This window comes from Bradyrhizobium sp. SZCCHNS1050 (genome assembly GCF_032484785.1).
Lineage (GTDB): Bacteria > Pseudomonadota > Alphaproteobacteria > Rhizobiales > Xanthobacteraceae > Bradyrhizobium.
The window spans coordinates 4,339,639-4,351,909 of record NZ_JAUETR010000001.1 but is presented as its reverse complement, the minus strand read 5'-3'; the positions used below and the strand labels follow the sequence as shown (position 1 = coordinate 4,351,909).

The 12,271-nt window shown below is 64.9% G+C and carries 12 protein-coding genes, 1 tRNA gene and 1 pseudogene; 7 read left to right on the top strand and 7 right to left on the bottom strand.

The genetic code is table 11. The features are described 5' to 3' along the window. Positions 1 to 16 precede the first annotated feature (16 nt). Entirely contained in the window at positions 17 to 277 is a 261-nt protein-coding gene (locus tag QX094_RS19685; RefSeq protein ID WP_315717979.1) for a sulfurtransferase TusA family protein, read from the bottom strand. Positions 278 to 383: 106 nt separating this feature from the next. Beyond that, positions 384 to 917 carry a molybdopterin-guanine dinucleotide biosynthesis protein B gene (gene mobB, locus QX094_RS19680; protein WP_315717978.1) on the bottom strand — a complete coding sequence of 178 codons (534 nt, stop codon included), beginning with the start codon at positions 915 to 917 and terminating at the stop codon, positions 384 to 386. 240 nt (positions 918 to 1,157) lie between these two features. Between mobB and mobA the strand changes: the two genes are divergently transcribed. The 5 genes from mobA (at position 1,158) to QX094_RS19655 (ending at position 5,091) form a co-directional block, all read left to right on the top strand. Continuing rightward, the gene (gene mobA, locus QX094_RS19675; protein ID WP_315717977.1) at positions 1,158 to 1,787 is read left to right on the top strand and encodes a molybdenum cofactor guanylyltransferase MobA; all 630 of its coding nucleotides are present in this window, start codon (positions 1,158 to 1,160) and stop codon (positions 1,785 to 1,787) included. A 9-nt stretch (positions 1,788 to 1,796) separates the two neighbouring features. Continuing rightward, positions 1,797 to 2,387: a cation transporter gene (locus QX094_RS19670; RefSeq protein ID WP_315717976.1), complete on the top strand. Its 591-nt coding sequence runs from the start codon at positions 1,797 to 1,799 to the stop codon at positions 2,385 to 2,387. Positions 2,388 to 2,573: 186 nt separating this feature from the next. Continuing rightward, positions 2,574 to 3,785: an ABC transporter substrate-binding protein gene (locus tag QX094_RS19665; protein WP_315717975.1), complete on the top strand. Its 1,212-nt coding sequence runs from the start codon at positions 2,574 to 2,576 to the stop codon at positions 3,783 to 3,785. 83 nt (positions 3,786 to 3,868) lie between these two features. Continuing rightward, a complete protein-coding gene (locus tag QX094_RS19660) occupies positions 3,869 to 4,840 on the top strand; it encodes a tripartite tricarboxylate transporter substrate binding protein (RefSeq protein WP_315750189.1) in 972 nt (323 codons plus the stop codon). 175 nt (positions 4,841 to 5,015) lie between these two features. Then, positions 5,016 to 5,091: transfer RNA gene (locus tag QX094_RS19655), tRNA-Ile, on the top strand. A gap of 309 nt (positions 5,092 to 5,400) precedes the next feature. On the opposite strand, the gene QX094_RS19650 is transcribed toward QX094_RS19655, so the two are convergent. From QX094_RS19650 to QX094_RS19630, 5 genes are all read right to left on the bottom strand, one after another. Next, a complete protein-coding gene (locus QX094_RS19650; RefSeq protein ID WP_315810715.1) occupies positions 5,401 to 6,642 on the bottom strand; it encodes a site-specific integrase in 1,242 nt (413 codons plus the stop codon). A 401-nt stretch (positions 6,643 to 7,043) separates the two neighbouring features. Next, the gene (locus tag QX094_RS19645; protein WP_315717971.1) at positions 7,044 to 7,751 is read right to left on the bottom strand and encodes a hypothetical protein; all 708 of its coding nucleotides are present in this window, start codon (positions 7,749 to 7,751) and stop codon (positions 7,044 to 7,046) included. A 661-nt stretch (positions 7,752 to 8,412) separates the two neighbouring features. Then, positions 8,413 to 8,703, bottom strand: a complete 291-nt coding sequence (locus tag QX094_RS19640; protein ID WP_316188095.1) for a hypothetical protein — start codon at positions 8,701 to 8,703, stop codon at positions 8,413 to 8,415. A 7-nt stretch (positions 8,704 to 8,710) separates the two neighbouring features. After that, positions 8,711 to 9,897, bottom strand: a protein-coding gene (locus QX094_RS19635; protein WP_316187580.1) for an IS3 family transposase whose coding sequence is annotated in 2 segments (ribosomal slippage) — positions 8,711 to 9,636 and positions 9,636 to 9,897 — 1,188 coding nt in all. Because the reading frame shifts where the segments join, the coding sequence is not laid out codon by codon here. Between the two features lie 60 nt (positions 9,898 to 9,957). Next, complete coding sequence (locus QX094_RS19630; RefSeq protein ID WP_316188094.1) at positions 9,958 to 10,278, bottom strand: hypothetical protein; 321 nt, start codon at positions 10,276 to 10,278, stop codon at positions 9,958 to 9,960. Positions 10,279 to 10,391: 113 nt separating this feature from the next. Here QX094_RS19630 and QX094_RS19625 point away from each other — a divergent pair, with 113 nt between their 5' ends. Continuing rightward, positions 10,392 to 11,300 carry a protein-L-isoaspartate O-methyltransferase family protein gene (locus QX094_RS19625; RefSeq protein WP_315717969.1) on the top strand — a complete coding sequence of 303 codons (909 nt, stop codon included), beginning with the start codon at positions 10,392 to 10,394 and terminating at the stop codon, positions 11,298 to 11,300. Positions 11,301 to 11,709: 409 nt separating this feature from the next. Beyond that, positions 11,710 to 11,823: pseudogene (gene tnpA, locus QX094_RS34590) on the top strand (IS66 family insertion sequence element accessory protein TnpA); the annotation flags it as partial. Between the last annotated feature and the right edge of the window lie 448 nt (positions 11,824 to 12,271).

Sequence of the window (12,271 nt, the reverse complement as noted above, 5' to 3'; positions counted from 1 at the left end):
CCGCAGCAGAGGATGTTCACCGCCGCACGGATCCGGCCGATTCCGCGGCCTTCTCGATCCGAAATAGGATGCCGCGCTCGGTGCGATCGACGCTCTCGACCCGATCTCCGGTCTCCCGGACCAGATTCGGGATGTCGATCACAGCAAGCGGGTCGGTACAGCACACTTCGAGCCGCTCTCCCGCCTTGAGCGTCTGCAGCGCCTTCCGGGTCTTCAGCACCGGCAATGGGCACTTCAGGCCCGTCAGATCCAGCCTCGTCATCATGCGGGCGACCATGGAGAAGCGGTTCCGGCACGTCAACCGGGGCGGCACCATCCTATGGAACTCGGAGCAGGGTTCCTGGGATGCCAGAAGCGATGAGTGCGAGCTCGAGCGAGTTCCATCACGGAACACCAGGTTTGTCGCACAGCGCGAGAACGTCCGCCCGCGGCGTCGCCAGATGTTGGACGAGCGCCGCGATCGCCGGGATGTCGTCGAGATGAACGCGCGGCAACGCCGTCTCGACATCGCCGTCGCTGGCGAGCCCGACAATGCCTGGATCGTCGGGAAACAGCAGCGGCTTGCCATTGGCCGTGCGATGCACCTCGATGCGCCGATGCGGCCCGGCCTTGTACCCTTCGATGACGACCAGATCGACGGGAGACAATTTCGCCAGAAGCTCCGCGAGTGCCGGCTCCCTTGCGCCGCGCAGCTCGTGCATCAGCGCCCAGCGCGTGCCCGACGCGACGAGGACCTCCTCGGCCCCGGCCTCGCGATGCCGCCACGAATCCTTACCCGGGACGTCGACGTCGAACTTGTGATGGGCGTGCTTGATCACCGAGACGCGCAGTCCCTGCCCCCTGAGATGAGGAATCAGCCGCGTCAGCAGCGTGGTCTTGCCGGCGCCGCTCCAGCCGGCGAGGCCGATGACTTTCATCGCGGTCTCCAGAAAGGCCCCGGCGTTTTTCGCACAGCCAGGAGCGCGGGATCGATCGATGGCCCGAAGGCCCCGTGGAACGCCACGTCCACTCTTGGCGATGTCATGCCAGCAGCCCCATGGACCAGGCAAGGGCCGTGGGAGGGCCATGCCGGCATGGCCGCCGGGCAGGCGCAAATGGGTGGATCGCGCGCGGCGCAACACTGACGCCCTGGCAGCAGTCGTGGTAACGAACCCGCGATGACAGCCATGACCTCGACTTCGATCCCCGGCGTGCTGCTCGCCGGCGGTCGCGCGCAGCGGATGGGCGGCGGCGACAAGCCATTGCGCATGGTCGACGGCCGCACCATCCTCGAGCGCGTGATCGCGCGGCTGGCGCCGCAGTGCAGCCGACTGATCCTCAACGCCAATGGCGACCCCGCGCGGTTCGCAGGCAACGGTCTGCCCGTCGTTCCGGATGGCGTGGCAGGCTTCCCGGGCCCGCTCGCCGGCATTCTCGCCGGCCTCGACTGGGTTGCGGCGCACATGCCGGAGGCCCGGTGGATGCTGAGCGCCGCCGGCGACTGCCCATTCCTGCCGCGTGATCTCGTCGCGCGGCTGGCGACAGCGCGGGCGGCCGAGCAGGCCAAGCTGGCGTTGGCGGCGTCCGGCGGACAGATCCACCCGGTGATCGGACTGTGGCCGGTCGGGCTGCGCGAGGATCTCCGGCACGCCCTGGTCGCGGAGGACATCCGGAAGGTCACCCGCTTCACGGCGCGCTACAAGGTCGCGACCGTGAGCTGGCCGACGGTGCCGCTGGATCCGTTCTTCAATGCCAATACCGCAGTCGACCTCGCCGAGGCGGAGCGGCTCGCAGCTCTCGAGGATTGAGGACGCCTGATGGACGCGACAACCATCGTTCGCCGCGCCGTGCTTGCCGTTGCCGCGCTCAATCTCGGATATTTCGGCATCGAGTTCGCCGTGGCGCTGGCGATCGGCTCGGTGTCGCTGTTCGCCGACAGCGTCGACTTTCTGGAGGACGCCTCGGTCAACATCCTGATTGCGCTGGCGCTGCGCTGGAGCGCCCCGCGGCGGGCGCTACTCGGCAAGGTGCTGGCGCTGATCCTGCTGGCGCCGGCGGTCGCCGGACTGTGGACCGCCGGCGAGAAGTTCTTCACGCCGATCGTACCCGCACCGCTGCCGCTCACCGTGACCGGCCTCGGCGCGCTGATCGTCAATCTCGGCTGCGCGTTGATCCTGGCGCGGGTCAGGGACCACCAGGGCAGCCTCACCCGCGCCGCCTTCCTGTCCGCACGCAACGACGCCTTCGCCAACATCGCGATCATCGCGGTCGGTCTCGTGACCGCCTTTGTGTGGCCCTCGATCTGGCCCGACCTGATCGTGGGGGTCGGTATCGCGCTCATGAATGCGGACGCCGCGCGCGAGGTGTGGGAGGCTGCGCACGAGGAGCAAAAGACCGCCAAGGCCTGAACGGCCGAGAATCCTGCGCGCGTGCGCGACGACCTCACTGCTTGCGGCATTGCAGCGCACGGGATCGCTCCACCGCTCCGCCGTCCGGCATGATTGACGGCCGCCCTGGATTGATTGCAGATAGGCGGACCGGCCGGCAGAGCCGGAACAAACAACGGCGTCACGCCGCTACCGGTGGAGGACTGATTGCAACTCAGCTGTTTGAAGCGGGCGGCGTGGGCCGCAGCCGCGCTGCTGGTCACGACCGCCGCGCAGGCCGAGATCTCCGACAACGTCGTCAAGATCGGCGTGCTCAGCGACATGAACGGCCCGGCCTCGACGCCGACCGGACAAGGCTCCGTCACCGCGGCGCAGATGGCGGTCGATGATTTCGGCGGCAAGGTGCTGGACAAGCCGATCAGCGTCATCGTCGGCGATCATCAGCTCAAGCCCGACATCGGCGCCGCGATCGCGCGCCGCTGGTACGACACCGAGCAGGTCGATCTCATCGTCGACGTGCCGGTCTCCGCGGTGGGCCTCGCCGTGCAGACCATCGCCACCGAGAAGAAGAAGCTGTTCATCACCCAGTCGACCGGTGCCGCCGATTTTCACGGCAAGTTCTGCTCGCCTTACGCGATGCAATGGGTGTTCGACACCCGCGCACTCGCCACCGGCACGGCGAAGGAGGTCGTCAAGCGCGGCGGCGACAGCTGGTTCTTCATCACCGACGACTACGCCTTCGGCCATTCGCTTGAGCGCGACGCCTCCAGCGTCGTCATCGCCAATGGCGGCAAGGTCGTGGGCGCGGTGCGGCCGCCATTCGCGACGCCCGATCTGTCGTCCTTCATCCTGCAGGCGCAGGCCTCCAAGGCCAAGATCATCGGCATCGCCGCCGGCCCGCCCAACAACATGAACGAGATCAAGACCGCATCCGAGTTCGGCCTGCTCAAGGGAGGCCAGCAGATGGCGGCGCTGCTCGCGCTGGTCACCGACATCCATTCGCTCGGCCTGCCGGCGGCGCAGGGGCTCCTGCTCACCACCTCGTTCTACTGGGACATGGACGACAAGACGCGCGAATGGTCGAAGCGCTATTTCGCCAAGATGAACCGGATGCCGACGATGTGGCAGGCCGGCGTCTATTCCGCCGTCATGCACTATCTCAACGCCATCAAGGCGGCGGGCAGCGACGATCCCCTCGCGGTCGCCGCGAAGATGCGGGACACGCCGGTCGAGGACTTCTTCGCCCGCAACGGCAAGCTGCGAGCCGACAATCTGATGGTGCATGATCTCGTGCTGGCGCAGGTCAAATCGCCGGAGGAGAGCAAATATCCCTGGGACTACTACAAGATCCTCGCGACCATCAAAGGCGATGACGCGTTCGGCCCGCCGGATCCGGCGTGCCCGCTGATCAAGAAGTGACGGCGCACTGAACGATCGGCGGCCGGGGCGACCGGGCCGCCGCATGCGAGCTGAACGACAACAATCAATGGGGGAAGACGAGCATGAAGCTGGCGCGCGCGCTGCTGTTCGGGTTGATCGTCGCGGCGGGACTCGCCGCCAAACCGGGACCGGCGCTCGCCGCCTATCCGGACCGTCCCATCCGCTGGCTGATCGGCTTTGCCCCCGGCGGGCCCGTCGACATCGTCGCCCGCATCATGGCGCAGTGGCTGTCCGACCACCTGGGCCAGCAGGTCGTGGTCGAGAACCGCACCGGCTCGGGTGGCAACATCGCGGCCGCCGCCGCGATCAACTCGCCGCCCGACGGCTACACGCTGCTGTTCGTCGCGCCCAACAACGCGATCAGCACCTCTCTCTACAAGAAGCTGCCCTATGACTTCATCCGCGACACCGTGCCGGTCGCCAGCATCATGCAGCTCACCAACATGCTGGTGGTGAGCAACGACGTGCCGGCCAAGACCGTCAAGGAGTTCATTGACTACTGCAAGGCCAACCCGGGCAAGATCGCCTTCGCGTCCTCCGGCAACGGCACCTCGGTGCACATGGCGGCCGAGCTGTTCAAGGCGATGACCAAATGCGACATGCTGCACGTGCCCTATCGCGGCTCGGCGCTGGCCTTTCCCGACATCATCTCCAACAAGGTGCAGTTGATTTTCGACAACCTCCCGACGGCGCTGGAACAGTCGCGCGGCGGCAGCGTCCGCGCGCTCGGCGTCACCTCGCCGCAGCGCTGGCCGACGGTGCCGGACGTGCCCGCGATCGCCGAGACCGTGCCGGGCTACGAATCGGTCGGCTTCTACGGCATCTCGGCGCCCAAGGGCACGCCGCCCGACATCGTCGAGATCCTCAACAAGGCGGTCGGCGAGGCGCTGAAGGACCCCAAGCTGGTGGCGCGACTCACCGAGACCGGCGGCATCCCGCGCGCGATGACACCGGCGGAGTTCGGCAAGCTGGTCGTCGACGAGACCGAGAAGTGGCGCAAGGTGGTGGAATTCGCCGGGGTTTCGGTGGACTAGCGTCGCGGCGCGCCGGGACGGACCGGCGTCGACGGAAGCGCGCCAAAACAATCGGGCAGCGGCATTGCCGGATGGCTGGCCAGGCTGTAAACGGAGCCCGAGCCGTCGTTGGGGTTCCGACGCCGCGCCGGGCAGGCCCGCTCCTGCCCGCCGCCGGCAAGACCTCAGCGTCGCGGGGCCTGTAGCTCAATGGTTAGAGCCGACCGCTCATAACGGTCTGGTTGCAGGTTCGAGTCCTGCCGGGCCCACCAGCGATTTCAACGACTTGCTGGCTTGGATTTTGTCACGACTGCCTCGCCGCACCAGAAACCGCACCAGATACGTCCACTTTTCGTTCGTGTGGAAGCCGCAAGGCTCAGCATCCACTGGCTCACGCCAGCGGCGGTACGGCTCAACGATGTAAGAGACGCTTGGCACCAGGGACGCTGCCCTGCCACCGGCCGTATGGTTCAAGCGCAAATGAGCCCGAGCAAGCCCCGCCGCCGAGGCCACCTGACTCGAATGACACAACACTATCCACGCGATGTCGGCTCTTTGCGGCGCTCAGGACCGCGACACGTTCATTCCGACTTCGTCCGTTGCAACGCAATCACCTTCCCGGCCGCCATCACCGTTTGCCTGGCAACGGGCTCGCGCTTCGCGATTTTCTCGACAGCGTCGGACAGATAGTCCGGGTGATGGTGACCGTAGGTGTTCAGCAGAACCTCGAGCGACATGCCGAGATAGCCCGCGGCCTGCCATGGGTCCGCACCGCGCTGCATCAGCCACGTTGCCGCCGTGTGCCTGAGCGTGTGGGGCGATATTCCAGGGCCGAGCTCGGCGAGCTTTACAGCGCTCTTGAAGGCGGTTTTGACCGAAGCCACCGGCTTGCCATTGAACTCGACGAAATGCTTGGCCTCCGGATCGATACGGTGCCAGCGCCGCAAGTGGGTCAGCAGGCGCGAAGGGATCGGAACCGTCGGCTGCCGCTTGTTCGTCTTCGCCATACCCTGCTTCTGGCGATAGTAGCGGCCCCGCTCCAGATCCACATAGGAGCGCCCGACCGCCGGCATTGGGGACGCTGACGCGATGGCTCCTGCGCGCGTCCCGCTGTATATCCCAATCAGAATGAAGCGAGACAGATGTCTCAGCGGACGTTTCGCTGTCGGCGCCTTGACGTCGTCCTCGGGGCGGCGAGACGACTTCTGCCTTTCGCGGTAACGCCAGCACGTCCAGATCAGCTTGGCAGCCTCGCTGCGCGTGAGCCACCGGTCCCGGGGCTGCCCTTTGTCGGGCAACGAGACCTTGACGATCTCCCGATGAAATCCCTCAGATGCATGATGGCCGATGGCGGCGCGCAGATCCTCCAGATCGCGCCGGGCACCGCCCCGATTGGAACGCTTCTTCCTGTACGCGCGACATTCCTCGCCGTTGACCTCGCCAAGAGTTTTAGCGCCCCACCAGTCGTTCAATCGTTCGATCCGCTTCTTGAACTTCCGGATCGCGGGTACGGTGTCCTCAGCCTCACCGTCCACCGCGAAGCGATCCCGAAGCTTTTGGAGCTGCGCATCGATGTAGATCGAAAGGACGTCTGCGATCGGGATATCGTCGATATGCCGCACGCGTCGCTTCGGCGTATATTTGGACGCTATGTACTCCTCGAGCTTCTTCTCGGCTGCTGCAACCTCATCCGCAGCGCAGCCTGTGCCGACATCCCGACCGTTGTCTCTGATGATCCAGGTCGCACGATGGGTGATCTTTCCGCGCTTGTCGCGGCGGGCGGCCTTAAGCTGGAGTCGAGCTCCCTTGCTTCGTCGCGGCATAGCTCTCGCATCCGTTCAATGTGAGCCAGCGTCGTAAATTCCTTGCCGGCAATCCTCTCGATGACCAGGCGCTTCCGGTCGCGCTCACGTCGCAAGCCTGCAACGGTCATACCGCCCATAGGAAACGCAATCTTCACGGCATCCGCAAGGCGAAGCGGGGTATCCCGTGTAATGGCGGGCTGCGTTTGAGCTGCGATCGATGAATTCACGTCTCTCGACTCTTGTGCGACGTGCGATCATTGAATCAATCATCATCCAACAACAGTTCTCTTGCCCACTTGTAGGACGAATGCGTAGGATTGCGTACAATCGCGTAGAATGGGTGGGAGATCAACGAGGAAAAACGGCTTCGCCTGCTCCGAGGCGTCCGCAGCTTCTCAGCGCTTTCCCAAAAGCGCCGATCACTTGCGGCGACTGCCACGCAGCAAGTGTCGGTATCTGTTCCGTAGCTCCATCATCGTCAATCGATCGAGCTCACCCCGCTTGTAGCGCTGGCGCAGCTCGTCCCGAGCTTGGTCCGGGATCGCGACAATCAACTCCCAACCTTCAGCAGCGTCGTCGAAAAGCTGGACAATCCCCGGATCAAGGCGAGCGTCATCCTGGAGCTCGGCCATCTGATCGCGCATCACGCCGATGGTTTCCGGCCGACCCTCAAGAGGGAGGCCCGCCGGCAATGCAGATCTGTTTTTATATAGTTCTTTATAGGCAGGTCCCTCAGGGCCCCGCGGTGAGTCTTTATACGCAGGTCCCTTTTGGACCCGCGGAGCCGCAGGTCCCTTTCGACCCCGCGGACGCGCCGACTTATCCACAGGCGCAGGCACGTCTCGGACGACGTAATCAATCTCACCGAACCGATGTCCGTCGACAATTCGTTGCGCTTCGCGTGTGACGTAGCCAGCGTCGATCAACTCGCGGAAAATGCGCTGCAGCTTCTTGCGGCCGACCAGGAGGGTTCGCCCGATATGATCGAGGCGGACATGCCATTTGTGGGGGCGTGACAAGAGATAGCCGAGAACGCCCTTGGCCTCGACAGAGAGGCGGGGATCCGCGAAGACCGCGTTCGGGACGATGGTGAACTGCGCCTTGTGCTCCCGACGGACGATCGTCACTGGCGGGTGACCGTCCAGGTGACCCCATGCAGACCGTTGCGAACTTCAGCCGGCCGACGGCCCAATTGCCCTACGCGAAGGCGCGCGAGGCTCTCACGAGCATACGCGCGGTTCGGGCGCTTGCAGGACCTCGCATTCGTCGGAGCGCGCAACTCGCTCTGGCAATGGCTGCACGACGACATAGGTCGATTGTGCCACAGCAACTCCGAGCTCGCATATCGCCGATTCTTCGCTGTGCTACGCCGCTATGCGATCGACAAGTCGCGGGGGTCCGGGAGACGTAAGGGCGTCACCACAATGAGCGTCGCCAGTGCGAGGCTGTGGACCGCATGCTGTCCCCCAAACCGGCCGCCCCTGCTAAGCCGACGGTCCCTCAGAGAGACCGGCTCCCCTACTCTTCCAGGCCTTCTCCCACTCGATCAGTGCCGATTGTGAAGTGATAGGACTGACTCGAGGCCGCGTTCTGTATCGCTAGAGCTCACAATGCGGGGCTCGCCGCCCTCGGCCGCCTGCGCCGCCTTGACGAGACGCCTGACCTGCCGTGCCGTGCCGGCCAGGGCACGTCCCTGGATCTCCCGGAGCTCCTCGTCAGTCGCCGCAATGATATCATCGCTGAGCGCCTGGAGCAGGCGCGCAAGTTCTAGACGGGGGTGCCAACGTGTCATGGCGTGCTCCAATTCCGCTGGTGCCGGAGCAGCGCGCGCCGCATTCGCCGCCGCGCAGTATCGTAATCGATATCCGAGATGCCATACGCCCGGCAGATGTCCCTGGCCGTGAGGCCGTTGGCCAGCCCGTCGATGATCTGCAACACGACTGGATCTCCTGCAAACAGCCGGAACACCTCGGCGAGCCCTGCGACCGCCACAGCCATGCGTTCGGGATCGGCCAATTCGTCAACGGGATCGCTCGGGACGCCGTGCTGGCCGGGATCATCGCGGCTGTGAGCTGCCACCGAAGTTTCATCCAGCAGCGTTTAGAGTCCGGGTGGGTTGTACGCCGAGTGGCGCGGGTGGAGCAACGGGCGATTGGCGGAGCTGGTCGGGGTTGCGCAGCCGATCGCCCGTTGCGGTGAGGTTGGCGGCAAAGGCCGCAGGGGTCTGGTATCTCAGCGAGGAATGCGGCCGCGCGTTGTTGTAGTCGGCAACCCAGGCGGCGAGCCTGCGCCTGGTATCATCGAGACCGAAGAACAGCGTTTCATTCAAGAACTCGTCGCGCATCCGGCCGTTGAAGCTCTCGACGAAGGCGTTCTGGATCGGCTTGCCCGGTGCGATGAAGTGCCAGTCGATCGCGTTGTCCCTGCACCAGGCCAGCATCGCGTTGCTGGTAAACTCGGTGCCGTTGTCCGAGACGATCGAGCCCGGCTTGCCGCGCCGGGCGATGATCGAGGTCAGCTCCCGCGCCACCCGCCGCCCCGAGAGCGAAGTGTCGGCAATCGCGCCCAGGCACTCCTTGGTGACGTCGTCAACGATGTTGAGGATGCGGAAGCGCCGCCCGCCTACGAACTGATCGGACACGAAGTCCAGCGACCAGCGCGCATTCGGCCTCGCATCGACCAGGATTGGCACGCGGACGCCGCAGGCCTTGCGGCGGCTGCGGCGCTTGCGCACCGTGAGCCCTTCCTCCCGGTAAAGTCGATGGACGCGGTTGATCCCGGACGGCTCGCCCTCCCGCCGCAACAGAATGAACAGCCGTCGATAGCCGAAGCGCCGCCGCTCGCTGGCGAGCTCGCGCAAGCGGCCCCGAAGCGCGGTGTCGGGGGGCCGGCGGGACCGGTAGCGGACCATCGTCCGGTCCGCTCCGACGATCGAACAGGCCCGCCGTTCCGACAGGCCCAGCTTGGCCTGCAGGTGCGCCGCCGCGGCGCGCTTGGCGGCAGGCCTTACCATTTTTTTGAGAGCAGCTCCCGCAGCGCGGCCGCATCGAGCATCTGCTCGGCCAGCAGCTTCTTCAGCTTGGCATTCTCGTCCTCGAGCGCCTTCAGCCGCTTGGCTTCGGAGACGTCCATGCCGCCGAATTTAGCCTTCCAATTGTAGAACGTCGCTTCCGAAATCCCGTGCTTCCGAGCCAGATCGGCCGTCTTCGCACCGGCCTCGTGCTCCTTCAAAACCGCGATGATCTGCTCTTCCGTGAACCGCTTTCGCTTCATCTGTCCGTCCTTCGTCAGGCCGGACTCTAAATCGTTCTGGAGGAAATTCTTAGGGGCAGGTCAGCTGACCAGTAGCCGTTTCTCGCTCCAAACGCGCCGCCAATAATCGTCGCAGAGGCTGCGCATGACGCCGGACAGGAAAGCCAGGATTGGCACGCCCATCGGCCAGACCCGCGATCCGTCGAGAACGCGGAGGGTGGCCTCATGCAGCACGTCGGTCCAGCCGATCCCTCCGGGCAGCCCGCGGCTCCACAATTGCGCCAGAGCTTTCAGCCGCACCAGATCGGTCTCGGACAAGGCCTCGATCGCCGCCGCTGCATCGGCGACGGTGCGACCGGCGTTTGAGCCAACTCCAGGGGTGCCAATCGATCGTTCCATCACCCCTATTATGCGGCCGAGTAGATACGTTGCGGACACCCTCGGGAAAAATTTTGGGCCGTGTCCGCGCTACCGATCCGCGATCCGCATCCTCTCCATGACGAGAGGAGCGAACCGTGGATCAGATCGCAAAAGCCCGCCGCTGGTATGCCGAGGACCTACGCTGCAAGACGCCAATTCTGCGCAACCCACACATAGTCGAGGCCTTCGGCGCCGTCCCGCGAGAGGCGTTCGTCGGCCCAGGTCCTTGGTGGATCATACCCTACCCCCACCCGGAGCCGTTCATCACCCCGGACGACGATCCGAGTTGGCTCTATCACGACGTCCTGGTCTCGATCGACCCGGGCCGGAAGCTCAACAATGGGATGCCGAGCTTTTGGGCGCGCAATTTCGAGCACCTCGATATCGCCCGAGGTGAACGGGTACTACAGATCGGAGCGGGCCGCGGCTACTATTCGGCCGTGCTCGCCGAAATCGTCGGGCCCACCGGGCGGGTAACGGCGGTCGAAGTCGACCCGGCTCTCGCCGCTCGAGCCCACGCCAACCTCAACGGCTGGCCGCAGGTCCAGGTGATCTCGGGCGACGGCCGGGATTTCCATGCCGGCGCGAGCGACCATAACGTCGTGATCGTGTTCGCAGGCTGCACGCACCCCGCTCCGCAATGGCTGGATGGCCTCGCCGACAACGGTCGGCTGCTGCTCCCGCTGACCAGCGAAGATTGGTCCGGCTTCCTGCTGCGCGTGGTCCGCCGCGGTGCCTCCTTCGAAGCCGCGTCGATCGGCGGAGTCAGCATCTACTCCTGTATAAACGGCCGCGATGAGGACGCTGGCGGCCGGCTGAAGAGCGCCCTCGCGAACTCGCCGATGATGAATGTTCCGATCCAAGCACTCCACCGTGGCTTTCCATCATCCGCCGAGTCCGAACGGGTCTGGTACCAGGCACCTGGTTTCTGGCTGGAGCGACAGGGATCGGAGGTCAATGCGAACACACAGCAGGCCGAAGGCGGCAACAACGACACCGCCTGATGCGCGATCCGATTCATCGTCTAAGACAGCCTTCCCCCAGCCCTGGGTGGAATGCGTCAGCGCAGACTCGCAGGCGCCAAGGCCGCAATACGGCTTCATCCGCCGGCGCAGACCGCGTAGCGGATTCTGCCCTTGGCGCGGAATGATCCGAGTCTTCGCCAGAGTTCGCTACAGCACGAGCAGTGCTGAAATGATCTTTGAGTTTGCTGGGAAAACTCTCAATCGCGGCACGCCCTCCGACCGACCGGCACGGTTGAACGCAAGCCAAGTCAATGGCTTGCTGTTCGACCGGCGAGCCGCTTTTATCTTGCGATCGACCGTCGGCAGGTAACCGTCCGGTCTCTGCACGCCTTCCCCCTCGTGTGTTGTCGTTCCATTTCGGTCTCTCTGCTACTGTGGAGAATTTCCGGTGGGATCCAAACATTTCGAGAACAAAGCGCGCCGCGAGTGGTGGTCGCTGCACATCGAAGCGTGGCGTCGGAGCGGTCTCGGGATCCGCAAATACTGCCAGCAACAACGTCTGACCGAGAACACGTTGCGGCGTTGGCTGAAGCGGCTGGCCGGCAACGAGACTGCGCTTAAGCTCGAGAAATATCAGACGGAATTGCGCCGCGAGCGCGCCCGGGAAGAGCGAAGAAAGGCGCTCCGAAAGCAGAAGCAGCGCAGGTTCACGGTCACCTCGGATGTGCGCAATCGGGCGTCCCAGGCATTCTGGGCGATGCATGTCGAGGCACTGAACTGGAGCGGAATGGAGCTCCGCGCCTACGCTGCGGCGATGCAGTTGTCGCCGCATTCGCTGCGCAAATGGCGCGACCGACTGGCCACCGGCGAGGTCACGATCGACTGGCGCGCCCATCTTCATCCCTCCGCCCGTCCGGCCGTTAGCACTAGTGCTAGGAACTCACAGCCCGAACGCCGCTTGACGGCTGCCGAAATCGGCGATCCGGCAGCGCCGCCGGCACCGGTTCGAC